Origin of the sequence: Kaistella chaponensis (assembly GCF_900156725.1) — a bacterium.
Classification (GTDB): Bacteria; Bacteroidota; Bacteroidia; order Flavobacteriales; family Weeksellaceae; genus Kaistella; species Kaistella chaponensis.
This window is the reverse complement of sequence record NZ_FTOI01000001.1, coordinates 91017-116537: the sequence shown is the minus strand read 5'-3', so window position 1 is coordinate 116537 and position 25521 is coordinate 91017. Positions and strand designations below refer to the sequence as shown.

Sequence of the window (25521 nt, the reverse complement as noted above, 5' to 3'; positions counted from 1 at the left end):
TTACTGAACCTGCGAAACACCAGAATTTTTATTCACCAAAACCGCCTTTCCGTTTTCACATGCAATTCCTGTAGGTTCCGGAACCAGCGCACAATCAGACATTAAATTGTATTTTTTATTAAAGGCAGATTGCATCATTGTAAATTTCTGAATTTGAGGCAGAATTTCTGCTTCCACTTTTTTAGGATACGCAATATAAGAACTTGGTCCGCCACAAGGTTTTGCGCCAATCGCGGTGAATGCAAAATCTGCAACATTGCTGCAAGTTTCCGACTGAGCCAATGAATCTATTTTCTTGATGGCGACCGTCAACTCGTCTTTATCCTGCTGTTGAGAAAGGTTATTTTCAGGCTTTAAGGCAATATCTTTTGGAAGATCATCCCTGTTTTCAACCTTTTTTTTAGCATTGCACGCAAACAAAGAAAAAGCTGCAAGCGTGAAGATCAGAATATTTTTCATTTTTACCATTTTTAAAAATACCTCGCAAAAATAAGACCTTTCCCTCACATTTCACCATACAAAACCGTAAGGTTGCGCGAAATCCCTGCAAAAACTCAAACCAATTTTTCTTAAATTTGACCGATGAATGAATCTCTCTTCAACTTAACCGAACATACCAACCGCAGTATTTTTCTCACCGGAAAAGCAGGCACAGGAAAGACCACCTTTCTGAACGATTTTGTGAGCAAAACACAAAAAAAATACATCGTCGTCGCACCCACCGGAATTGCTGCAATTAATGCAGGTGGCGTCACCATTCATTCCATGTTTGGGCTTCCTTTAAGAACTTTTCTTCCCACTACAGACAGAGTTGACAGCAATACGGCGAATAACATTGCCGATTTGATGCACCATTTCAAATACCGAAAAGACAAACTGAAACTGCTTCGAGAACTCGAACTGATCATCATCGATGAAGTTTCTATGCTGCGTGCCGATGTTTTGGATATGATGGATTTTTCTTTGCGGTCGGTTCGCCGAAACCAGCAGAAATTTGGCGGTGTTCAGATGTTGTTTATCGGCGATCTTTATCAGTTACCGCCCGTTGTTCGCGACGAATATATTTTGAAACAATACTACAATTCACCCTTCTTTTTCGACAGTTATGCTTTGAAGGAACTGCCTTTGATCACCCTCGAATTAACCACCGTTTATCGGCAAAAAGACGAAAAATTCTTAGAAATTTTAAATGAAATAAGAGACGGCGCCGTTTCAGATATCGATTTTGAAACATTGAACGAAAGATACATTCCCGATTTTGAACCCACCGATGAACCGTATGTTTATCTGACTTCGCACAACCGAATGGCGGACGAAATCAACTTGAAAAAACTGGCAGAACTGAAAGGAAAATCGTATTTCTACAAAGCAGAAATTACTGGCAATTTTAATGAAAATCAATATCCGAACGAAGAGATTTTAGAATTGAAAACCGGCACCCAAATTATGTTTATCCGTAATGATGCAAGTGGCGAACACCGGTATTTCAATGGGAAATTAGCAGAAGTGGTAGAAATCGATGAGCAGGAAATACACGTGGTCATCGATGGTGAAGACGAAATTTTCAAACTGAAAAAAGAAACCTGGGATCAAAAACGCTATTCTTTGGCAGAAGACAAAAGCATTCAGGAAGAAGTTTTGGGCAGTTTCAAACAATACCCAATTCGCTTAGCTTGGGCGGTTACGATTCATAAATCTCAAGGTTTAACTTTCGATCGGTTGATCATCGATGCCGGAAAATCTTTCGCTTCCGGGCAAGTTTATGTGGCACTTTCGCGCTGTCGAACTTTAGAAGGTATTGTTCTGAAATCGAAAATTATGCCCGAAGTTATTTTTTCTGATAAAAGAGTGTCGAAATTCCAGGATGAAACGCACGCCAATGATCGCGTAGAAGAAATTCTTCAAACCGAGAAATATGATTACAGCATCAAAAAAATTGCGAGCCGATTGGATTGTAAATGGATTGCCGCTTCCTTAGAAATGTGGTACAACAGTGCGAAACACAGCAAGTTTTTGGATCAGGATAAAGCCAAATTTGTGTATGGAATTTTAAAACCCGATGTTTCAAATTTTGGACAAATCTTTGAAAAATTCGAGAAAATTATTCACCAGAAAACGCATAAATTCATCGAAGGAAAAGAAGAATGGAGCGACATTGAAACGAAAGCGAAAGGAGCCGTAAATTTCTTTTTCAGCAACATTAATTCGAAAGTTTTTTCGCCTTTAAAAGATTTTTATGCAGAAAGCAAATCGGTAAAAGGTTTGAAACAATACAACGAAGATTTCCGGGTTTTTCTGGATGATTTGGAAGATTATCTTAATGATTTAAAAACCGTGCACCTTTTAGAAACTCCGCTTTTCGACAAGGCGCTCGATGTTCCGGTGACGGCAAAAATCGCTAAAATTCCGTCGCATATTTTAACTTTTCAACTCTTCGAAGACGGTAAAACCATTCCCGAAATTGCAAAAGAACGTGGTTTGGTTACGGAAACCATCTACGGACATCTCGCCAAATTTGCCGAACAAGGTTTGCTCGATCTTAAAAGAATTTTCGATAAAGAAAAAATCAAAACCTTTGAAAAAGAATTCAAGAAAACTTCCCACGAAACCTTAAACGACTGGAAAAAAGCCTTGCCGAATGAGTTTGAATTTAATGAGATTCGGTTGTTGCTGAATCATTTTAGTTATAAGAAAGAGGATAGAAAATAGATGGAAGACGGAAGTTGGAAGTTGGAAGTAAATAGGTTTTTAGCAAGTAGAATATTTTCGTATTTTTAGCCCGCCTGCAGAAATACCCAAACCGTTAGCTGACATTAATGAAAACCCGTCTATGAAAAGTAAAATCCTGAATTTATTATTAGTTTTCATTTTCCTTTTTAGCTGTAAACAGAAACAAGCTGGAGCAAAAAATGATGAAATTTTAACACCTAATAATTCAAACAAAAATCTAAAAATTGAATATGGGGAAAAATTCTTTCACTATGATGCAGTTGATTATTATTCAATTTATATTAGTGAAAATGATGCAACTAAATTGCTTGATAAGCAAAATTCAAAAATAGAAGAAGAAAAATATAATATCATATTAAATGATGAATTTCCAAAAACAATTAATGAAATTAACTTCATTAAAGATTTATCAAGTTTAGGATTTAAAAAATCTTCAATTAAACCTAAAAAATTCACTGATTTGAATCAAATATTTGTGGAAAAAAGTGAACAAGACGGAATTGTATTTGCTTGCATTCCAGTTTTTAGAGATTTATTGGTTTTTAAAAAAAATAATAAAATAACAGGTTTTGCTAAAATCTGTTTTGAGTGTAATCAAAGTCACATAATTGGTTCAAAATCTGACACTAAAAATTTTGGTCAAGGTCAAGATTATGAAAAACTTGGAAAAATATTAGAGCGCAAATAAAAACGTCGCACAATAACAAAGCTTTCGTTGGGCTTGCAAAGCCAACAATGAAAGCCCGTTGAAAAGTCTCGCCCTTCGGGTAGCTGCAAAACGCTCATCCCTCTGAAGCACTCCGTAGCCACTGTGAAATGCTTCTTTCCTCTTCTTTTTACTTAGAATGCACTTCCTTTTACTTAGAATACGCTTCCTTTTATTTAGAACGCTCTACCTTTCACTTAGAATACATTTCATTCCACTTAGAATGCATTTCATTCCACTTAGAATGCATTTCATTTCACTTAGAATGAGTTTCCTTTCACTTAGAATGCATTTCCTTTCACTTAGAATGAGTTTTCAACCCTTTTTTTTGAAGTTTAATAAATTACTATCTCTATTTCATAAATTTTTAGGGTGTTTTAACCCTTTTTTAGGGTTGTACTGCTATTTTTTTCATCAAAATCGTTTTTTTAATGCATTTTATATATAAATTCGTGTATCATTTAAAAATACAATATCATGAAAAAAGAAATGGCCACCCGAAATTTCAATCTTACCGATGGGGTATTGAAACAAAAAGCAGACGAATTTTTGCTCCTGATGGATCGCGATGCGCAAGAATTTTCAGAAAGAGGTTATAATAGTGCAGCAAAAACTGCATATATGGCGGCAATAGAAGTCGTAAACTCATTTTCTTCCGATGAAACTCTGGAGGGGGAAAAAATGATCCTCACCGAAAACAAAAATGCAGCAAGAAGAATTCTGGAGAAATCCATGCGCACCATTTTTAATATGGCAGCCAATAAATTTGGGTTGCAATCTGCGCAATACCGCGCTTTTGGTCCCGGAGATATTTCCCAACAACCCGATGCAGAACTAGCAAGAACCTACAAAGTAATGGTAAAAGCTGCCAACAAAACCTTAGCAGATCTTAGTTCCGAAGGTCTTTCGCAGGAGAATATTACGGCACTTATTGAGCAAGGAACCCACTTCGATGAAACCATCGATGCTTTGGCAGAAGGAATTTCAGACCGGGATATTGCCACCGAAAGCAGAGTTGAAGCCTTAAATAATTTGTACGCCTTGCTCTCGAAATATGCAGGAATTGGGCAGGATATTTTCTATGAAACCAATGAGGCGAAGTACAATGATTACGTGATCTACGACACGCCAAGCGGAATGCCGCCGGAAGTTCCGGTGGTTTAAAGCAGAGGAACACTGATTAAACTTTGTCAAAGTTTAGAACTTTGACAAAGTTGTTCTAAAACAAACGCATCTCTACAAAAATCCGAAGGACTGAAATGATTGTAACAACGATAGATTAAGACTTATAACCTCAAAAGAAAGAGTTCGGTTCAGTACCGAACTCTTTGCTTTGAAAATAATGTTTAGTTTTTTCTACACTTTTGGGTGCAGGTTTTCACCGCAGGATTTTTCTATATAATAAGGTTAAGATTACAGGGGAAAAATATCACCCTTTCAGGGTTTTCAAAATTCAGCGATTCATTGTTTTTATAATCATGTCACCACTTCGTGGTGAAACCAAAGTTGAAGGGGCAGAAATAAAACTTTGCCAAAGTTTTGAACTTTGACAAAGTTGCATTAAAACAAACGCTCATCAATAAAAGTCCGAAGGACTGAAATTACAGAAAAAAAATATCACCCTTTCAGGGTTTTTAAAATTCAGGGGTTCATTTTTTACAATCATGTCACCACCTCGTGGTGAAACTAAAGTTGAAGGGGCTGAAATAAAACTTTGGCAAAGTTTTGAACTTTGCCAAAGTTGCATTAAAACAAACGCTCATCCATAAAAGTCCGAAGGACTGAAATGATTATAACAACCGAAAACACCACCAACAAAACCGCGAAGCGGTGAAATTATTAACCCAAATTTAGATTCAAAATCTTGTCAAGGTTTGGAACTTCGACAAAGAAAAAAAATCCCGATTCAAATGAATGAATCGGGATTTCTATTTTGAAAACTTTGTGAAAGTCTGGGACTTTGACAAAGTAGAAAAATCTTATGCTTGTACGTTGTTTCCTCCTAATACGAAAGGCTCAACTTCTTTGATTTCGCCAAATTGTTGTTCGTAGTTCGCAATGTTTTGTTGCAATGCAGTAAGGACTCTTTTTGCGTGAAGCGGAGCTAAGATTACTCTTGATCTTACGTTTGCTTGCTGAACTCCTGGCATCATTTGGATGAAATCTACCACGAATTCTGATGGAGAATGATTTACTAATGCTAAGTTACAGTACACTCCTGCAGCAATCATTTCGTTCAAGTTAATGTTGATGTTGTTTGGATCGTTGTTTTGGTTTTGGTTGTTGTCCATTTTTTTTTATATTTTAAATTATAGTTTTTGGTTGTCGGTTGTCGGTTGATGGTTGTCGGCTATAAAACCAACAACCATCAACAATCAACCGTCAACTATTTAGTTAATGTCTTCGAATTCTTTTTTCGAACCTACGATTACGTTTTGGTAGTCTTTCAAACCTGTTCCTGCAGGAATTCTGTGTCCTACAATTACGTTTTCTTTCAGACCTGTTAAGTAATCTACTTTCCCGGAAACCGCTGCTTCGTTCAAAACTTTGGTTGTTTCCTGGAAGGATGCTGCAGACATGAAAGATTTGGTTTGTAGCGCGGCTCTTGTGATCCCTTGCAATACCGGTGTTGCGGTTGCAGATAAGGCTTCACGAACTTCTACTAAAGCTAAATCTTCACGTTTCAGTTTAGAATTCTCGTCTCTTAGTTCTTTGGTAGTAATCATTTGACCAGGTTTGAATTCTTTCGAATCGCCGGCTTCTGTTACTACTTTCAGACCGAATACACGGTTGTTTTCTAATAAGAAATCGTATTTGTGCTCTAAAGCTCCTTCTAAGAAATGGGTATCTCCACCATCCACAATAGAAACTTTGGTCATCATCTGACGAACAATAATTTCAAAGTGTTTATCATCAATTTTCACCCCTTGAAGTCTGTAAACCTCTTGAATTTCATTAACGATATATTCCTGAACGGCAGTTGGTCCTTTAATTTTCAAGATATCATCTGGTGTGATTGATCCATCGGAAAGTGCAGTTCCTGCTCTCACGAAGTCATTTTCCTGTACCAAGATCTGGTTGGAAAGTTTCACCAAATATTTAGAGATTTCTCCGGTTTTTGCTTCTACGATCAACTCGCGGTTACCACGTTTGATTTTACCGTAAGAAACTACCCCGTCGATTTCTGTAACTACTGCTGGGTTTGAAGGATTTCTCGCTTCGAACAATTCGGTAACACGTGGTAAACCTCCTGTAATATCTCCTGATTTTGCAGATTTACGAGGGATTTTGATCATTACTTTACCGGCCTTAATTTTCTCGCCATCGTTGACCATAAGGTGGGCTCCGACTGGAAGGTTATAGGCTTTTTGCTCTACGCCTTTTGCATCTACTACTTTTAAAGTTGGTACGGCTTTCTTGTTACGGGATTCAGAAATTACTTTCTCCTCGAAACCAGTCTGCTCATCGATTTCCAATTGGAATGAAATACCTTGGATAATATCTTCGTACTCTACTTTACCGGCAGATTCTGCAATAATTACGGCGTTATATGGATCCCATCTTGCAATGGTATCTCCTTTTTTCACTTTATCACCTGATTTCACTAATAGTTCGGAACCATAAGGAACGTTGGCTACCATCAAAGGTGTTCTGGCTGCGTTGTCTGCAACCAAACGGAATTCTGTGGAACGTGAAACTAAGATTTCTGCTTTTTTACCTTCATCATTTTCAGAGGTTACAGTTCTTACCTCATCCATTTCCACGATACCGTCGCGTCTTGCAACAATGGATGGATTTTCGGTAATATTTCCTGCAGTTCCCCCTTGGTGGAAAGTTCTCAATGTTAACTGAGTTCCTGGTTCACCGATGGATTGTGCTGCAATAACTCCTACTGCTTCACCCATGTGAATTGGTTTCCCTGTTGCCAAGTTACGACCGTAACATTTCGCACAGATTCCTTTTTTCGCTTCACAAACAAGTGGTGAACGAGCTTCAACCATATCGATTCCGGCAGCTTCAACTAATTTAGCCAAACTTTCGTTGATCAACTGGTCTGCTTCAACAATAATCTCATCCGTTTCAGGATCATAAATATTGTGAAGAGAAACTCTACCTAAAATACGCTCAGAGATTTTTTCAACGATCTCGTCATTTTTCTTCAATGGCGTAATTTCTGTACCTCTTAAAGTTCCACAATCGTTTTCAGTAATGATCACGTCTTGTGCAACATCTACCAATCTACGGGTCAAGTAACCAGCATCGGCAGTTTTTAGAGCGGTATCCGCAAGACCTTTACGTGCACCGTGAGTAGAGATAAAGTATTCCAAAATTGATAAACCTTCTTTAAAGTTCGCCACAATTGGATTTTCAATAATCTCTGCTCCTGTAGAACCCGCTTTTTGAGGTTTTGCCATCAATCCACGCATTCCTGAAAGCTGACGAATCTGCTCTTTGGAACCCCTTGCTCCGGAATCAAGCATCATATAAACGGAATTGAACCCACCTTGATCGGTTTTCATTCTGCTCATAATCATCTCGGTTAATCCGGCGTTGGTATTGGTCCAAACGTCGATTACCTGGTTATATCTTTCAGTATCTGTAATAAGACCCATGTTATAGTTGGCCTTAATTTCGTCTACATTTTCTACTGCCGCTGCAATCATTCCTTTTTTCTCAGCAGGAATTGCGATATCTCCTAAACTAAATGAAAGTCCACCTTTGAATGCGTTTGCATATCCAAGATCTTTCATATCATCCAAGAAGCGTACAGTTGTTGGGAAATCGGTATCAGCTAAAACGCGTCCAATTACATTTCTTAATGATTTTTTGGTTAAAAGCTCATTAATGTAACCAGATTCTTTCGGTACAATTTGGTTGAATAAAATTCTACCTACTGTAGTTTCAGAAAGTTTCGTTTCGATTTGACCATCTTCACCTTTGATAGGCAATCTACATCTTACTTTAGCATTCAAAGAAACTTGTCCTTCAGCATAAGCAATTTCTACTTCTTCTGGAGAATAGAAAGTTAAGCCTTCCCCTAATACTTTTTTCTCTTCTGTAGAATCTAATTGTTTGGTCATAAAATAAAGACCCAAAACCATATCCTGAGAAGGTACAGTAATCGGCGAACCATTTGCAGGGTTCAAGATATTCTGAGAACCCAACATGAGAAGCTGTGCTTCTAAAATTGCTTCTGGTCCTAAAGGTAAATGCACCGCCATTTGATCCCCATCGAAATCCGCATTAAATGCAGTAGTTACCAATGGGTGAAGTTGAATTGCTTTTCCTTCGATCATTTTTGGCTGGAATGCCTGGATTCCTAGTCTGTGCAAAGTAGGTGCTCTGTTCAAAAGTACAGGGTGACCTTTCATAATCCCTTCTAAGATATCATAAACAACAGGTTCTTTTCTGTCGATGATTCTTTTTGCAGATTTTACAGTTTTTACAATCCCTCTTTCGATTAGTTTTCTAATGATAAACGGTTTGTAGAGTTCTGCCGCCATATCTTTTGGAATTCCACATTCGTGCAATTTCAAGTTTGGTCCTACAACAATTACGGAACGTGCTGAATAATCCACACGTTTTCCAAGTAAATTCTGACGGAAACGACCTTGTTTACCTTTCAATGAATCTGAAAGTGATTTCAATGGTCTGTTTGATTCAGATTTTACGGCAGAAGATTTTCTGGTATTATCGAATAATGAATCTACAGATTCCTGCAACATTCTTTTTTCGTTTCTCAAGATTACTTCAGGAGCTTTAATTTCCAAAAGTCTTTTCAAACGGTTGTTTCTGATGATTACACGACGGTAAAGATCATTTAAATCTGAAGTTGCAAAACGACCTCCATCCAATGGAACCAATGGTCTCAATTCTGGTGGAATTACAGGAAGAACCCGCATAATCATCCATTCCGGACGGTTCACCATTCTTGTATTAGCACCTCTGATTGCTTCTACTACGTTGAGTCTTTTTAATGCTTCAGTTCTTCTTTGTTTTGAAGATTCGTTGTGAGCTTTGTGACGCAAATCGAATGATAATGAATCTAGATCGATTCTGCTTAATAATTGCTCCACCGCTTCAGCACCCATTTTGGCGATGAATTTGTTTGGATCAGAATCATCAAGATATTGATTTTCGGCAGGAAGCGTATCTAGGATATCCAGATATTCTTCTTCTGTTAAAAATTCTTTATCATCGAAATCGGCACCGTCGGCTCTTTTCGCCATTCCTTGCTGAATCACGACATATCTTTCATAATAGATGATCATGTCGAGTTTCTTGGAAGGCAATCCTAACATGTAACCAATTTTGTTAGGTAAAGAACGGAAGTACCAAATGTGAGCAACAGGAACAACCAAACCAATGTGTCCGATTCTTTCTCTACGCACTTTTTTCTCGGTAACTTCTACTCCACAACGGTCACAAACGATTCCTTTGTATCGGATTCTTTTGTATTTTCCACAAGCACATTCGTAATCCTTCACAGGACCGAAGATTTTTTCGCAGAAAAGACCATCTCTTTCCGGCTTGTGCGTACGGTAATTAATTGTTTCGGGCTTTAGAACTTCACCACGGGAATCCTGTAGGATATTTTCCGGAGAAGCAAGACCGATCGTAATTTTAGTAAAATTACTTGTTTTATTTTTATTTGACATTTGTTAGATTTTAGATTATAGATTTTAGATTTTAATTTTTCTGAACGCAGGCATTCAAAATTTATAATTTAAAATTTAAAATTATTCTTCCAGTCTTACATCAAGACCAAGACCTTGTAACTCATGCAGCAATACATTGAAGGATTCTGGAATACCTGGTTCAGGCATTGCTTCACCTTTTGCAATTGCTTCATACGTTTTAGCTCTACCAATCACGTCATCGGATTTCACGGTTAAGATTTCTCTTAGAATGTTTGATGCACCGAAAGCTTCGAGTGCCCAAACCTCCATCTCACCGAATCTTTGTCCACCAAACTGCGCTTTACCACCCAAAGGTTGCTGCGTAATTAAGGAATAAGGTCCGATTGAACGAGCGTGCATTTTATCATCAACCATGTGTCCTAATTTCAACATGTAAATGATTCCTACGGTTGCAGGTTGCGAGAATCTTTCTCCGGTACCACCATCAAATAGATAAGTTGAACCAAATTCTGGAAGACCAGCTTGATTGGTATATTCTGTAATTTGTTCAATATTAGCACCATCGAAAATCGGTGTTGCGAATTTTAAACCTAATTTTTTACCAGCCCATCCGAGTACGGTTTCATAAATCTGCCCGATGTTCATACGAGAAGGTACACCCAATGGATTCAATACGATATCAACTGGAGTTCCGTCTTCTAGGAACGGCATGTCTTCTTCACGTACGATTCTGGATACGATCCCTTTGTTACCGTGACGACCTGCCATTTTATCACCAACGTTCAGTTTACGTTTTTTCGCAACATATACTTTCGCAAGTTTGATGATTCCTGCAGGAAGTTCATCACCGATAGAGATTGCAAATTTCTCGCGGTTTTTAACACCGTTTAAGTCATTAGACTTAATTTTGAAATTATGGATCAATTGCTTAATCAACTCGTTACGATCTGCATCTACGGTCCAGTCTGCTCCACTTACGTTTACATAATCTTCAACAGATTGAAGTAATTTTGTAGTAAATTTCACCCCTTTTCCGATGATTTCTTCATCAAGATCATTATTTACTCCTTGAGACGTTTTACCGTTAACAAGTGTTCCTAATTTTTCAAGAAGTAGATTTCTTAATTCGTCGAATTTTGCTTTGTAGTTATTTTCGATTTCTTCAAGTTTCAATTTCTCTTCAGATCTTTTCTTCTTGTCTTTGATGTTTCTAGAGAACAACTTTTTGTTGATGACAACACCTCTCAACGATGAATCTGCTTTCAATGAAGCATCTTTTACGTCTCCTGCTTTATCACCAAAAATCGCTCTCAATAATTTTTCTTCCGGAGTTGGATCTGATTCTCCTTTTGGAGTAATCTTACCAATCATAATGTCGCCAGGTTTTACGTCGGCTCCAATTCTGATCATTCCGTTTTCATCTAAATCTTTGGTAGCTTCTTCTGAAACGTTTGGAATATCTGCGGTTAATTCTTCCATACCCAATTTGGTATCTCGAACTTCCAGAGAATATTCATCAACGTGGATAGAAGTAAACCAATCTTCGCGAACTACTTTTTCGTTGATAACGATCGCATCCTCGAAGTTGTATCCTTTCCAAGGCATGAAGGCAACAACTAAGTTACGTCCTAATGCCAATTCTCCGTTTTCAGTTGCATAACCGTCGCAAAGAACTTGTCCTTTTACTACTTTATCTCCAACTCTTACGTTTGGTCTCAAAGTAATGGTTGTTCCTTGGTTGGTCTTACGGAATTTGGTCAGTTTGTATGATTTTGTTGCAGAATCAAATGATACTAAATCATTGTCTTCTGATCTTTCATATTTAATGGTAATTTTAACAGCATCTACATATTCTACAGTACCGTTTCCTTCAGCATTGATCAAAATTCTCGAGTCAGTAGCTACTTGTTTTTCAAGACCTGTTCCTACAATCGGAGCTTCTGGTTTCAATAATGGAACAGCTTGACGCATCATATTCGATCCCATCAATGCTCTATTCGCATCATCATGCTCCAAGAATGGAATTAATGAAGCAGAAATACCAGAAATCTGATTTGGTGCAACATCAATTAAATCTACTTGTTGTGGTTCTACTACTGGATAATCACCGTCAAGACGGGCAATTACTCTGTCGGTAGAAATGGTACCATCATCAAGCATTTCAACGTTGGCCTGTGCAATTACTTTATCTTCTTCATCTTCAGCATTAAGGAAAACAGCCTGAGTTTTAAGATCTACTTTACCGTTGTTTACTTTTCTGTAAGGGGTTTCGATAAATCCTAAACTGTTGATTTTCGCATAAATTCCTAGAGAAGAAATCAAACCAATGTTTGGTCCCTCTGGAGTTTCAATCGGACAGATTCTTCCGTAGTGTGTATGGTGAACGTCACGTACCTCAAAACCTGCTCTTTCTCTTGAAAGTCCACCAGGTCCTAGTGCAGAAAGTCTACGCTTGTGCGTGATTTCTGATAATGGATTGGTTTGATCCATGAACTGAGATAATTGATTCGTACCGAAGAATGAATTAATTACTGAAGTTAAAGTTTTTGCGTTTACCAAATCAATCGGAGTAAAGATTTCGTTATCTCTAACGTTCATTCGCTCTCTAATCGTTCTTGCAATTCTAGAAAGACCTACCCCAAACTGACCTGATAATTGCTCACCAACAGTTTTAATACGTCTATTTGACAAGTGATCAATATCATCTACTTCCGCTTTGGCATTGACCAATTCGATCAAATGTCTTACGATTGAGATGATGTCTTCTTTGGTTAAAACTTCTGTTTTCGCAGGAATATTTAATCCTAATTTTTTGTTCAATCGGTAACGACCAACTTCTCCTAATGAATAGCGTTGCTCCGAGAAGAATAATTTTTCGATAATTCCTCTTGCTGTTTCTTCATCGGGTGGATCTGCGTTACGCAACTGACGGTAAATATATTCAACCGCTTCTTTTTCGGAGTTGGTTGGATCTTTTTGTAACGTGTTCTGAATGATAGAGAATTCGTGGCTGTTTTCTTTGTGAATCAAAATTGATTTCACACCTGCATCAAGAATAAGATCTAAATGTTCTTTTTCAAGAATGGTTTCTCTATCTAAGATGATCTCATTTCTTTCGATAGAAACTACTTCACCCGTATCTTCGTCAACGAAATCTTCGAACCATGTGTTCAAAACTCTCGCTGCTAAAGTACGACCTTCTACTTTTTTCAGGGCTGCTTTCGAAACTTTCACTTCTTCCGCAAGATCAAAGATTTGAAGGATATCTTTATCGGATTCATATCCGATTGCTCTTAATAAAGTCGTTAACGGTAATTTTTTCTTACGGTCGATGTAAGCATACATTACGTTGTTGATATCGGTTGTAAATTCCATCCAAGATCCTTTGAAAGGGATAATTCTGGAATAATACAATTTCGTACCGTTCGCGTGATAGGTTTGACCAAAAAACACTCCCGGAGATCTGTGCAATTGGGTTACGATTACACGTTCAGCACCATTAATGATAAATGATCCAGAAGGCGTCATGTAAGGAACAGGACCTAAATAAACGTCTTGCACCACGGTTTGGAAATCTTCGTGTTCCGGATCGGTACAATACAATTTAAGTCTCGCTTTTAAAGGCACGGAATACGTAAGACCTCTTTCCACACACTCGTCGATCGAGTAACGTGGTGAATCAACCAGATAATCTAGAAATTCTAAAACGAAATTGTTTCTAGAATCTGTAATTGGGAAATTTTCTTCAAAGGTTTTGTACAGGGATTCGTTTAATCTCTGCTCCGGAAGGGTATCCAACTGGAAAAAACCTTTGAAAGATTGGATCTGAATGTCCAAAAAGTCAGGCGTTTCAATTTTTCCTTTTGCTGCGGAGAAATTGATTCTTTCGTTTCCCTGAGTTTTAGCGACTGCTTTAGATTTACTCATAAAAATTTTTAAGAATGAAGGGTTAAAAAATATTTTGTTTAAAAAATATCAGAAAAAACCTTTTAAGAGTAAGAGAAACAAGAAGATAGGCGCTAACAAATAGACTTGGCTCTTATCAAAAATGGGCTTATTCTAACTGCAACGCCGGTATATCTTTTCACGGAGTAGTGCAAAATACTTTTTGATCTTTCAACGCTAAACAATAGTGAAATCTGTAAATAGAGAAAAGCTGCTTTCAGAAACTGAAAGAGCTGATTTACAATATTTTAGTGATTTATGTACAATGGTTAGCGCCAAAAGGAGTGCAAATTTAGGTAAATTAATTCGCTTTGACAAGTAAAAAACCATCTCCGAAGAGATGGTCTATTATAAAATTTTGTTAAAATTTATTTAAACCCCGTCGCTTACGGTTTCCAGAAGCTCCATTTGCTTCCGTTAAATACAGCCAGACGTTTATAAAAAGTAGGCGAAACACCTGCCACATAAACCATCATGCCCGGTGAGGGACTTGGAATATTTTGTACATCGGCAACGGTTGGTAAGACCATTGCTTTGGTGGTGCTGTTTAAAACCAGCGCCCCTTCAGGAAATGAAACTGGTATTGGATCGGGTACCGTACCAATGATTGCTCTAGCAGATGCATCTTCTGTTATTCCTGTTGGTTGCTTTGCCAAAGCTGTAGTTACATCAGCATTTTGACCACTCAAGTCTACCCAAGCTGTTTCATTATAAAACTTCATTCTTGCGGCTGTTGCGGTAGTGGCATCTAAAATAATGGCACCACCAACCAACGCAGTTCCGGTAGGTAAGGTTCTAACATAAGGAACGATAATGCCCTTGTTTTGGTTTGCCGCAAAATCTAGGAGAACTGAAGTTTTGTTTGTTGCAGTACCTACTGCATCACCTAGGATGACCTGCGCATTTGCGAAAGAAAAACTTGCTATAAATAGGGTGAATATTATTTTTTTCATTTTATTTTAAATTTAAATTATAAAAATCCGGATTGGTTAAGAAAAATATTTTTTGATCAACCGACCGGCTTTTTGTTTCGATTAAGGACAGGTTGGAGTATTGAAACAGCTCCACGCAGCCCCGTCAAATAATTTTAAACATTTTAAATTGGTATCGTAAACCATCATTCCACTTTGGCCGGTCAATGCATTGATCTCTGCGGTAGTCATTCTGGTAATCACAAAACCTTTCGTATTGGATTCCAAGGCAGTGAAAGCAGATTTTCTCTCCATTGGCCAGTTATCAGGTTGAGGAGTTGCACCTGCTCTTTTCAGTAGCGTGATTCCGTGTTTCGTATCTGCACCTACAGTGCCTGTGTTGGGATCGTTGTAGCAAATACAAGCATTTATTGCGGCATTGGTAGATGCACCAACTCCTTGACCAATGTCTGCTGTAGTTGGTCCCGGCACATCTGTGTTATCTGCCAAACCAGCTAAATCTGAAGGGTTCGTTATAGAATTTAAATTATTTCCTGCATTGTTTACCAATTGTGGCACCCCTAAAGCAGCTGCAGATTGGCTTACAATATTTGGTTGTGTATTGGTTGTTATGCCATCATAAATAACTTTTATTTTTCCTCTATTAGCATAGTTCGCGTCCGCAATTGGCAAATGCAAAGGCCACACCTGCTCTATCGAAACATTTTCTGAGCCTTCTACCGCATCGGGGCAAGTATCACCATCACTATCCGTATCTAAATAATTTGGTGTTCCATCTCCGTCAGTATCTTTAGAGAAACAATATGAAATTGAGTCTAGGTGTCCAAAATCTCCTACAAACATTCTTATTCTATAAGTTCCTGCTGGCAAAGCAACTGAATTAATAGAGCTATTGTTCCAAATTTCATCCGAAATACTAGATGTGAAGTTGATAGTATTTCCTTGTGCAACAGTTATCCCTGTTGTTTCGTTTCTAATTTCTATTTTGGTAGACCATGGTGCATAACCTCCATTAGAAGATTCTCTGTTTGCAAACCAAGCAGAAGCAGAAAATACAGTTGGGGTAGTAAGGATAATATCTTTATAAACATAAGTACTAGAGGCATTTATATCAATATATTGCGTACCTGATTGTGCAACATCTGGCCCCTTAGAGTAGCCTGCTCCGTTTACTCTGATGACATTAAATGCGTTAGCTCCTCCTGTCTCTGTGCCCCATCCATTGTATGGATTGACACTCTGAATATTATTCCCGTTAACAGTTGTTACCGAAGGAGAATCAAACCCATCAGTTGAAGGATTAGATGTATTAATACACTGCCCTTCTGTTGTATCTAAAATCCCATCATTATCATCATCTAAGTCTACTGTATCTCCCACTCCATCACCATCAGAATCTACATCTACCACTGCCGGTAAACTACAGGTGGTTGTACTTCCATTTAAATCATATATTATGGTTCTAGTACCACTTGCACCACCACCATCGTAGGTAACTGGTACATCTATAAAAGTGCTAGCTGTCGTAATGGTAGCTTGGTAAGCCGGATTAGTAATATTTGTACCGTTCACATTGATGGTGTACGTTCCTGGATAGTACACATTTGAGATAGGAATACGTAAAGTTCTTGTGGAAGAAGTTCCTACAATATATGGGTTACTTGTCAGAAAACTAGCGCTACCACAATTAAAAGTAAAAGGTAAAAAATAATCTACACTTCCTAAATCGGAGTTAGCCGTCGGAGATAAACCCGTATAGGTAGTAAGAACACCACTTACGCTTTTTGTTAAAAAGTCAATACTTCTTATTTGTACACTCGTACCGCTAATTGTTGATAAATATATTTTACCGTTTAAATATGCAATACCTTGCGCTGCTCCCGGCATCGCATTAGTTGTGGTGTTAATTTGAAACATTTGCGTCGCTACTTGCGTTGATAGATTCATCTTATACAAATAGTAATTGGTTCCATTTTGAATAATTTGAAAAATATTGTTTTCATAATCAAAAGCACCATCAAAACCAAACGGTGTTCCACCTGTAAAAGTGGCATCTGCAGCATTAGCGAAAGTAATATTTGTAGCAGCTGGACTTGGATACATTTGCCGTATCGATTTGGCACCTCCAATATTACCATAGGTTATTCCAAAAAAAGTACCCGGTACATTATTAATCCCTAGACCACTGACTGCTGTAACAGTTCTTACACCAGTGGCTGTACCGTTTTTATAAAAACTTTGATTAGCAGTGACATTGGCGTTGAAATAAAACGGACCTCCTGATGCATTAGCTTCAAAGCCAACTGCGAGACTACTTTGGTCTGCAAAACTAGAAGTAGTTCCTAGACCAGTTACAGAAGCAGGCAAAGCACCTGTAGCAGCACCACCATTTAATGTTGTTATATCATAAATTCTACCGGTATATGCAGAAGAAAAATACAGTCTACCACTTTGGGCAGCTTGACTTAGAAGCATTGTTGTAAAAAACAAAGCCGCGAATAAAGTCAGAATTTTTTTAGTGAAATTATAGTTCATTACTTATTTTTATATAAATTTTGAGGATGTAAATGACAGAATATGTAACCTTTACACAAATGAATAAAGCAGTGGTGTTCTCACTGAAAAAGATTTATTACATACAAATTGAAAAAGCTATACAGCGTATGGTGGTCCCCGAAGTGAAGAGCTTCTGTATTTGCTAAATTGCAAATAAGAAAGTGAGGTATAAAACTTTTGTTTTTTTAATTGGCTTTCAATCTTAAGAATGGTTTGATCATAAGTTGAAGCAAGCGCATGTATTTGTAGAACATTAGATGGAAGTACAACAGCCGTTTTGGTTTTACCAGATCTTCCTGTAATCCCAGATTCACCGCCAGAAGAAACCGAAAAGTTATTTTTTGCTTTTTCTTGAATCCTTTTTACTAAATGCGCTAATTTTATTTTGGCTTTTTTTTCAGATGACGTATTGTTGGTCTGTTCTAAAAAAGTAGATTTTGTAAACTTTTTAATTTGAGTTTTTTTTCTTCCAGACACTACTTTTACCTTGTAGAACTCATCTAAACCGACAACTGTTGTTCCGGCCGTAACAAAAATGGTTTTATCTTCCTCATGGAGACTACCTGGAGATTCCTGCGAAACTTTGTCTGAAGGAACAATTTTGGTTGAATTTTCCTGAAACTGCTTTTCGGCGTTTGCTGTTGAAATATTTGCAGCTTGTCGGATCGTATCTGAAACAATGATATTTTCCAGATCATTTGGATGAGAAGGAACATCAACTGAACCGTTCGTATTGATAAAAGCTAAGCTTCCTTCCTCATGAGTAATTTTTATAGCCGCTCCATACAAATGAATTTGGAACAAAAAAGAAATAATGAGCACCGCAAATAAACGTGCTTTAACGTGCGCCTTCACTTTCAATGTTTCAAAACTTTTAAAAAGTAATTCTTTTTTCAAATGGTAATATTTATAAAATCTGTAAGAATTATTTTAAATACAAATTTAATCGCGACAAAAATAGGTGTTTTTTTTTAATTTATTATGTTAAGTCTTCGCAATAAATTACAATTTTAATTCATGAAGGCTATTTCTCAAAATAAAAACAAAAAAAAGCCGAATCAAAACTGATTCGGCTTTCTTTTAATATGATTTACTTTACGGTTTCCAAAAAGACCATTTGTTACCATTGTAAACCGCAAGCCTTTTTGCGCCGACTTTGTTGATATACACGATCATTCCGGGTGAAGGACTTGGAATATTTTGTACATCGGCAACGGTTGGTAAGACCATGGCTTTGGTGGTAGATTCTAAAACCAAAACACCATCGGCACTTGAACTTCTGGCACCGATAATTGATTTAGCACCAGTTTCTGATACAGCAGTTGAAGGCTGCGTTGCCAAGGAGGAAGAAATATCTGCATTTAGGCCGCTTAAATCTAACCATGATGTTCCGTTGGAAAATTTAAGTCGAGCAGCAGAGGGTGTACTTGCATCGAGTAGAATCGTTCCTTCTGTAATCGGAAGTGGCGGTGGAAGCGTTCTTACGTAGGGTAAAATAAGACCTTTATTTCCTACTGCAAATTCTAATAAAACAGATGTTTTTACAGGTGCAGTACCTATGGCATCACCAATGATTACTTGTGCATTTGCCAAAGCGAATCCTGATAAAAGTATTGTTGATATTAATTTTTTCATTTTATTTAATTTTTTAAAGATTAAAATATGGAGCACCACTTCGTTGATATAGAAATGCTTTTGTTTTAATGCTATTATGGACAAGCAGGGTTGCTAAAACACTTCCAACTCGTTCCGTCGTATATTTTTAAACATTTCGTAAAAGTATCATATATTATCATTCCCTCTTGTGGATTGGTGATTTTATCGATGTAGTTAACTGCGGATGATTGTAAGGGATCACTTGTCATTCTGGTAATCACTAAACCTTTGGTATTCGATTCTAACGCAAAATGTGCAGACTTTCTTACCATTGGCCAATCTGAAGCTGTTCCTCCCGCTCTCTTTAGTAGAGTGATTCCGTGAGTTGTAGCCTGAGCAAGGTTGGATGTATTTGCACTTTCATAACATGCAAGAGTAACGACTACAGTGTTGTTGGTCTTAATGTTATTACATGAACCACCTAATCCATTATTTGCACATTCGTACGAAGGATTAGTAGGCGGTATAGTTATATTAGGATTAGTTGCATCGGGATCAGTAACATCATTAGTACGTAATATCGCAGCTTCCACGAGTTGATTACCTGTCGTAGAAAGATTACTAACTGTTACGGTGATAATGTACGTGATTTCGCAACCGTTCGGAAGGTTAAGATTCGAGGTGTACGTATTAGTTCCTGAATTAAAATTCAATGCTAAGCTTTCGCTTCCACATCCATTATTAACAAACTGAATATTTTGTGGCGATAATCCTGTAGGAATTTTAAAGAAGAATGGAGCACCAGTGATGTCACTAACTCCCGCGTTTTTCACTTTTACTGTATAAGCGATCTGTTCTCCTACTACTGCATTTGTTCGATCTGGACTGATAGAGGTCACCAATAAATCTGCACTTTTAACCATAACACTCGTTGTCACAGTAGTTTCTTCGGCCTTAATAAAGGTCCATGTGTCTATAGATTTGATATCTCCAAAGAGTCCGCTTGTACCAGAACCTCCAACTCCCCATTTATGTCCATTGCTATTACTACTTATTCCAACACTATTTGCTGGTGGCAAATGACTGTTATTTTTCGGAGCTGAGATCGAACCATTCGACACGTTTGGAATATCAACATCATTCCAGTAAACTATATCTGAAACAACCTGGACCAAAGGAGTTGGCAAACTTAGCTTCGTATGGTCAAGAAGTTCCACAATGGTCCCGAAGCGGTTGTACTCCATATCAAAATAAGGGAAATGGACTTCCGCTTGTTGTAAACGAACTGTAATTTTAACAGGGAATGTTCCAACAGGTGATGCAGTTCCGCTTCCATCTTTGCCATCCCAAAAAATTTGATTAGCTCCCGCTGAAGAAGACCCTGTGAGTACGCGCGTTACGAAGCCGGGATTCGCGACCGTTCCCTCAATTGCGATACTATAATTTCCCTGTACGTCTGCATTAAATTTTATATAACCCCCTTTCTTACTTATCTGCCCAGTTGTACCTTCAACACCCACTACATTAACACTAGTAACAAGTGGAGTTTTTACAGCATTTTTCAGCCAGGTAGCGGTACCCGGAACTGCACCCGCAGATGAGGTTGGGAGATCAGCATTTGGCAAAGTGTAAAACATTTTATGAGTTATATTTTTAGCAGTATCTGCACTATTGGGATTTTGTACTTTTCCTGCTAAAAATGCAGAAGTGGAACCATTTAAACTTTTGTAAACGGGATCCTGAGTAGTCGCATCAATAAAGCCATTATTATTGACAAAAAATGTGAAATAGATCCCATTATTACCATTGTTGTTTATTCGGTAAGTATATCCGTCTTTAGTGAGGGCAAATAACTTTCCGTAGAAACCATCGCTGCTTACGCTACTTAAACCATTACTAAAGTTTAAAACGTTGGCATAAACTCTTCCCGGAATGAAGGCAGAATTTCCTGCATTGATTACAGAAATATCCCATGCCATAATTGACACATTATTTCCTTGCGTCCAGGATGAATTTGCACTAATTGTTGTAGACGGATCAGCTGTCCCTCTTGCTACAAATTCTACACGATAAATTCCTGCACCGCCTGTTGGAACCTGATAATAAATCGGAATATATCTTCCTCCCGAAGCTGCACCAGATAACTGTGGTCCTGCAATTTCGGCAGCTCTATTTGGAATTTGTCCTGCAATAGTGTTATCATTTACTTTTAAAGTTCCATCGGGTGCATACAGCCGAATTCTGGAAGCACCACCACCAATTTGCGCGCTGGATGCCAAGGTAATCTTTTCACCAACCTGTGCATAAACGTAATGGACTCCCTCATTCGGAAAAGGCCAGTTTTCTGTTGGAGTTAAACTTGATCTGAGATACGCACGTAAACCCACCGCTCCACTAGGATAAAGATCTTTTGATCCATCTGCAAACAAAGAAGTACTGCAGAGCATTGTGGCAAAAAGAATAGCGATGCTAAGCATCCGAGTCGCTTTTTGCCATGAATAAATTATTAATTTCATGATATTTGTGTTTGTGTTTGTGTTTGTGTTTAATGACTTATATCAAAGCAAAGAGCATCTATAAATAATACTACTGCTTAAACAATTTCATTTAAAAAAATAAGTTCTTCTTTTAGCAAAAAGGGGGAGGTCTGGAAAATAAAAACCGGGAAAGCGTTGCAATTTTAGAAAAGTCTGCAACGTAGGTTTTGATGAGGTACTCGAAAATATGAATGTTACTAACCACATATCGAAAAGAAAATAAATTCCCTGATTGAAATGCGGGAGTAATGATAGAATTTTTGGTATTTGAAAATGTACCAATATAAAAGCTATCTACAGATCCTTTACTTTTAAATACAAATCGCGTTGGAAATAATTTTGGGAGATTTTCAGCCCGATACTTAGTGGAGACTTTATCATTTCCAGCTACTACCTTCTTATTTATTTTTGAAAAAAAGTGCTTTTTACTACCACTTTCTTTAGGTACAGAATTGATTTTTACAATTTGGGTATAACTCGTAGAACCATTTTCAACTATTATGGCATCACCAGAAACGTAAATAATTGCTTGCTGATTTTGCTGCGGAATTTCAACTTCTAATACAGACGCATTAAAAAATGAAGTGATGCAGAGAAGAGGCAACAAAATAAATTTCAAAAAAAAGGAATTATAATTCCCTTTTTTCAGATTTGATTTTGTTGCTCTAAAGAATAAATTTTCTTTCAAGCTTGTGTTTGTGTTTTGTGTTTTCGATTATTTAATAAATAACCTTCACAAAAATAACAAACCAAAAATTAATTTACAGCGTAAAATCAAAAAAAGAATCTGATTAACAGCAAATTGGGTGATTTAACCCTTTCTTTACATCCTTAAAAATAATTTGAAAATAAAAAATATTTTTAATTAAAACATGAATTTTATAAACGAATCGTAATTATTATGCAACACTTATCAATAAATATTTCGTGCCATTCCATAAATGTGTGAATTACAAAATTCGGAAATAAGAAGGATCAAAACCGAAATTCAGAATCAGAAATGTTAATTTTAGTTAAAATAATATTTGAATCCAATAAGGAAATGTGAAATATCAATCGATTGTAAATACTAAAGAAGTCTTAGTTTGAATTAAATCATAAACCGGTGAGGATTTTCATCAAAAATCATTGAATTCGATACTGTGGAAATATTCAAAAAAAATGTTGTCGAGCAAAATTTTGAAAGAAAAAAAATCTGATGAATATTTTGGCAGAATTTTATAGGAAACACCATTTTTCATATAATCGTTACCATATCTTAAAAAGGATCATTCTTAATGATAAAGATATCAATTAATCCTCCAAATCAATTTAGGCTTAGACTATTTCCAACCCACTCTATCATGTGTAAAAAAGACACTTATGAGAAGCGGATTAAAATGTATTTTTGGAAAACTCTACAATTTTCGTGTTTCTATATTACAAAAAAAACCGTTCCAAAAAGGAACGGTTTCTATTATTAGGACTAAAAGTGAATTATTTCAATTCAACTTCAGCACCAGCTTCTTCTAATTGTTTTTTCAAAGCTTCTGCTTCGTCTTTAGAAACACCTTCTTTAATAGCAGTTGGAGCACCATCTACCATATCTTTAGCTTCTTTAAGACCAGCACCAGTTAAATCTTTAACTAGTTTTACAACTGCTAATTTAGAAGCACCTGCAGCTTTCAAGATAACATCGAATTCTGTTTTTTCTTCAGCAGCTTCAGCACCACCTGCAACAGCAGCAACTGCAACAGCAGCTGGTTCGATTCCGTACTCATCCTTAAGGATAGCAGCTAATTCATTTACGTCTTTAACGGTTAAGTTTACAAGCGTTTCCGCTAAGTTTTTTAAATCTGACATTTTAATAATGTTTTAATTGTTGAACGATTTATTTTGATTTGTTTTTGAGTCTAATTACTCTGCACTTGGTGCATCTGTAGCTTCAGCGCTTGCTTCTGGAGCAGCTTCTGCAGCTGGAGTTTCTTCTGCTTTCGCTTCAGCAACAGGTTCAGCTTCTTCAGCATTTCCTTGAGCTTCGTCTTTATTTTGAAGTGCAGAAAGTACATTTCTAAGTGGAGATTGAAGTAATGTGATGATTTCACCAATCATTTCTTCTCTAGATTTGATATTTACCAAAGTTTCTAGATGCTCATCACCTACATAGAATGTTTCTTGTAAGAAAGCAGATTTCAACGCTGGAATTTCTGCTTTTTTTCTGAATCCTTGAATCAACTTTGCCGGAGCATTTGCTGTTTCAGAAATCATTAAAGCGGAGTTTCCTTTGAAAGACTGGAACATTTCAGAGTAATCTACTCCTTCCATTTGTTCCATTGCTTTTTGTAACAAGGTATTTTTTACAACTTTCAGTGTAATATTTTGCTTAAATGCTTGTCTTCTAAAATCTGAAGTGGCAGCAGCATTCATTCCTTCAAGGTTTGCTACATAAACAACTTTCGCGTCTTGTAACATTCCTTTTATATCTTGTATTACTAATACTTTATCTTCTTTTGTCATTGTTCTTCAGATTTTAGTTTACAGATTTAGTATCAATTGCAATCCCTGGACTCATCGTAGAAGACAAATAAATGCTTTTCACATAAGTTCCTTTCGATGCGGTTGGTTTCAATTTGATTAAAGTCTGAATTAATTCAACAGCATTCTCTCTGATTTTAGCAGCATCAAAAGATACTTTACCAATTCCAGCATGAATAATACCGTATTTATCAACTTTGAAATCAATTTTACCTGCTTTTACTTCTGCAACTGCTTTACCAATTTCCATCGTTACGGTACCTGATTTTGGGTTTGGCATTAAACCTCTTGGTCCTAATACTCTACCTAATGGACCTAATTTACCCATAACTGCAGGCATAGTTACAATCACATCAACATCAGTCCAACCGTCTTTTATTTTCTGTAAATATTCGTCAAGACCTACGTAATCAGCACCTGCTTCTTTAGCTTCTGCTTCTTTGTCTGGAGTTACTAAAGCCAAAACTTTAACATCTTTACCAGTACCGTGTGGAAGAGAAACAACTCCTCTAACCATTTGGTTGGCTTTTCTAGGATCAACTCCTAATCTTACTGCTAAGTCAACAGAAGCGTCGAATTTTGCAGTGTTTACTTCTTTTACCAAAGCAGAAGCTTCGTCAAGAGAGTAAATTTTATTTTTTTCTAATTTGCTTAAAGCTTCTTTTTGCTTTTTTGTTAATTTTGCCATATCTATTAGTTTTAAGCGTTAGTTGGTTTAGTTCCTGTTACTCTTAATCCCATAGATCTTGCAGTTCCGGCAACCATTGTAAGAGCACCGTCAATTGTAAAGCAATTAAGATCTACCATTTTGTCTTCAGCAATTTTTTTAACTTGATCCCAAGACACGGAACCTACTTTTACTCGGTTTGGCTCTCCTGAACCTTTTTTCTGCTTAGAAGCATCTAAAAGTTGGATTGCAGCTGGTGGCGTTTTAATAACAAATTCAAAAGATTTGTCTTCGTACACTGTAATTACTACAGGTAACACTTGCCCAGGTTTGTCTTGAGTTCTTCCGTTAAATTGCTTACAAAACTCCATAATATTCACCCCTGCAGAACCCAAAGCTGGACCTACTGGTGGAGATGGGTTTGCTGCTCCTCCTTTTACTTGGAGCTTAACCATTTTAAAGACTTTTTTAGCCATTTTGATTTTTTAAAAAATTAAGTAATTTATGAATGTGGAAGCATTAATAAATCTGTAAATAGTTTCTCATCTAACTACTTTACATTTCGGACTGCAAAATTAAGAATTTTTTTTAATTACGCAAATGTAATTTGCTGATTTTTAATAAGAATTTGATTGAAACTCAAAGTCAATCTTGATTTAAAATTGAAAAAATGATTATAGCCCGAAGTAGAGAAACA

The 25521-nt window shown here is 37.0% G+C and carries 17 protein-coding genes; 3 read left to right on the top strand and 14 right to left on the bottom strand.

The genetic code is table 11. The features are described 5' to 3' along the window. Complete coding sequence (locus BW932_RS00515; protein WP_143745475.1) at positions 1 to 459, bottom strand: hypothetical protein; 459 nt, start codon at positions 457 to 459, stop codon at positions 1 to 3. A 123-nt stretch (positions 460 to 582) separates the two neighbouring features. Here BW932_RS00515 and BW932_RS00510 point away from each other — a divergent pair, with 123 nt between their 5' ends. From BW932_RS00510 to BW932_RS00500, 3 genes are all read left to right on the top strand, one after another. Further along, a complete protein-coding gene (locus BW932_RS00510; RefSeq protein WP_076384289.1) occupies positions 583 to 2709 on the top strand; it encodes a helix-turn-helix domain-containing protein in 2127 nt (708 codons plus the stop codon). A 121-nt stretch (positions 2710 to 2830) separates the two neighbouring features. Next, positions 2831 to 3418 carry a hypothetical protein gene (locus BW932_RS00505; RefSeq protein ID WP_076384287.1) on the top strand — a complete coding sequence of 196 codons (588 nt, stop codon included), beginning with the start codon at positions 2831 to 2833 and terminating at the stop codon, positions 3416 to 3418. Between the two features lie 495 nt (positions 3419 to 3913). Continuing rightward, on the top strand, positions 3914 to 4600 hold the full coding sequence (locus BW932_RS00500) for a hypothetical protein (protein ID WP_076384285.1): 687 nt from the start codon (positions 3914 to 3916) through the stop codon (positions 4598 to 4600). 815 nt (positions 4601 to 5415) lie between these two features. Here BW932_RS00500 and BW932_RS00490 read toward each other — a convergent pair. The 13 genes from BW932_RS00490 to rplK all read right to left on the bottom strand — a co-directional run bounded on the left by BW932_RS00490 (position 5416) and on the right by rplK (position 25300). Next, positions 5416 to 5727 (bottom strand): DUF3467 domain-containing protein, encoded by a 312-nt coding sequence (locus tag BW932_RS00490; RefSeq protein WP_076384281.1) that lies wholly within the window; start codon positions 5725 to 5727, stop codon positions 5416 to 5418. Positions 5728 to 5826: 99 nt separating this feature from the next. Further along, complete coding sequence (gene rpoC / locus BW932_RS00485) at positions 5827 to 10095, bottom strand: DNA-directed RNA polymerase subunit beta' (protein WP_076384279.1); 4269 nt, start codon at positions 10093 to 10095, stop codon at positions 5827 to 5829. A gap of 81 nt (positions 10096 to 10176) precedes the next feature. Further along, complete coding sequence (gene rpoB, locus BW932_RS00480; RefSeq protein WP_076384277.1) at positions 10177 to 14004, bottom strand: DNA-directed RNA polymerase subunit beta; 3828 nt, start codon at positions 14002 to 14004, stop codon at positions 10177 to 10179. A gap of 404 nt (positions 14005 to 14408) precedes the next feature. Beyond that, complete coding sequence (locus BW932_RS00475; protein WP_076384275.1) at positions 14409 to 14975, bottom strand: hypothetical protein; 567 nt, start codon at positions 14973 to 14975, stop codon at positions 14409 to 14411. 81 nt (positions 14976 to 15056) lie between these two features. Next, the gene (locus BW932_RS00470) at positions 15057 to 17057 is read right to left on the bottom strand and encodes a hypothetical protein (RefSeq protein WP_143745474.1); all 2001 of its coding nucleotides are present in this window, start codon (positions 17055 to 17057) and stop codon (positions 15057 to 15059) included. 549 nt (positions 17058 to 17606) lie between these two features. Further along, the gene (locus BW932_RS00465; RefSeq protein WP_076384271.1) at positions 17607 to 18407 is read right to left on the bottom strand and encodes a hypothetical protein; all 801 of its coding nucleotides are present in this window, start codon (positions 18405 to 18407) and stop codon (positions 17607 to 17609) included. A gap of 198 nt (positions 18408 to 18605) precedes the next feature. After that, positions 18606 to 19145, bottom strand: coding sequence for a hypothetical protein (locus BW932_RS00460; RefSeq protein WP_076384269.1), 540 nt, complete (start codon positions 19143 to 19145; stop codon positions 18606 to 18608). A gap of 74 nt (positions 19146 to 19219) precedes the next feature. Beyond that, entirely contained in the window at positions 19220 to 21622 is a 2403-nt protein-coding gene (locus BW932_RS00455) for a DUF11 domain-containing protein (protein ID WP_084566402.1), read from the bottom strand. Positions 21623 to 21734: 112 nt separating this feature from the next. Further along, a complete protein-coding gene (locus tag BW932_RS00450; protein ID WP_076384265.1) occupies positions 21735 to 22331 on the bottom strand; it encodes a hypothetical protein in 597 nt (198 codons plus the stop codon). Positions 22332 to 23119: 788 nt separating this feature from the next. Continuing rightward, positions 23120 to 23485 (bottom strand): 50S ribosomal protein L7/L12, encoded by a 366-nt coding sequence (gene rplL, locus BW932_RS00445; protein ID WP_076384264.1) that lies wholly within the window; start codon positions 23483 to 23485, stop codon positions 23120 to 23122. A 54-nt stretch (positions 23486 to 23539) separates the two neighbouring features. Next, positions 23540 to 24139, bottom strand: coding sequence for a 50S ribosomal protein L10 (gene rplJ / locus BW932_RS00440; RefSeq protein ID WP_076384262.1), 600 nt, complete (start codon positions 24137 to 24139; stop codon positions 23540 to 23542). Positions 24140 to 24152: 13 nt separating this feature from the next. Continuing rightward, positions 24153 to 24845 (bottom strand): 50S ribosomal protein L1, encoded by a 693-nt coding sequence (gene rplA / locus BW932_RS00435; protein WP_076384260.1) that lies wholly within the window; start codon positions 24843 to 24845, stop codon positions 24153 to 24155. Positions 24846 to 24856: 11 nt separating this feature from the next. Beyond that, positions 24857 to 25300 (bottom strand): 50S ribosomal protein L11, encoded by a 444-nt coding sequence (rplK, locus tag BW932_RS00430; protein WP_076384258.1) that lies wholly within the window; start codon positions 25298 to 25300, stop codon positions 24857 to 24859. Positions 25301 to 25521: the final 221 nt, after the last annotated feature.

Coding starts and splice junctions, on each gene's coding strand:
- BW932_RS00515 (WP_143745475.1), bottom strand. CDS start 459: ATGAAAAATATTCTGATCTTCACGCTTGCAGCTTTTTCTTTGTTTGCG.
- BW932_RS00510 (WP_076384289.1), top strand. CDS start 583: ATGAATGAATCTCTCTTCAACTTAACCGAACATACCAACCGCAGTATT.
- BW932_RS00505 (WP_076384287.1), top strand. CDS start 2,831: ATGAAAAGTAAAATCCTGAATTTATTATTAGTTTTCATTTTCCTTTTT.
- BW932_RS00500 (WP_076384285.1), top strand. CDS start 3,914: ATGAAAAAAGAAATGGCCACCCGAAATTTCAATCTTACCGATGGGGTA.
- BW932_RS00490 (WP_076384281.1), bottom strand. CDS start 5,727: ATGGACAACAACCAAAACCAAAACAACGATCCAAACAACATCAACATT.
- rpoC (WP_076384279.1), bottom strand. CDS start 10,095: ATGTCAAATAAAAATAAAACAAGTAATTTTACTAAAATTACGATCGGT.
- rpoB (WP_076384277.1), bottom strand. CDS start 14,004: ATGAGTAAATCTAAAGCAGTCGCTAAAACTCAGGGAAACGAAAGAATC.
- BW932_RS00475 (WP_076384275.1), bottom strand. CDS start 14,975: ATGAAAAAAATAATATTCACCCTATTTATAGCAAGTTTTTCTTTCGCA.
- BW932_RS00470 (WP_143745474.1), bottom strand. CDS start 17,057: ATGTATCCAAGTCCAGCTGCTACAAATATTACTTTCGCTAATGCTGCA.
- BW932_RS00460 (WP_076384269.1), bottom strand. CDS start 19,145: ATGAAAAAATTAATATCAACAATACTTTTATCAGGATTCGCTTTGGCA.
- BW932_RS00455 (WP_084566402.1), bottom strand. CDS start 21,622: ATGAAATTAATAATTTATTCATGGCAAAAAGCGACTCGGATGCTTAGC.
- rplL (WP_076384264.1), bottom strand. CDS start 23,485: ATGTCAGATTTAAAAAACTTAGCGGAAACGCTTGTAAACTTAACCGTT.
- rplJ (WP_076384262.1), bottom strand. CDS start 24,139: ATGACAAAAGAAGATAAAGTATTAGTAATACAAGATATAAAAGGAATG.
- rplA (WP_076384260.1), bottom strand. CDS start 24,845: ATGGCAAAATTAACAAAAAAGCAAAAAGAAGCTTTAAGCAAATTAGAA.
- rplK (WP_076384258.1), bottom strand. CDS start 25,300: ATGGCTAAAAAAGTCTTTAAAATGGTTAAGCTCCAAGTAAAAGGAGGA.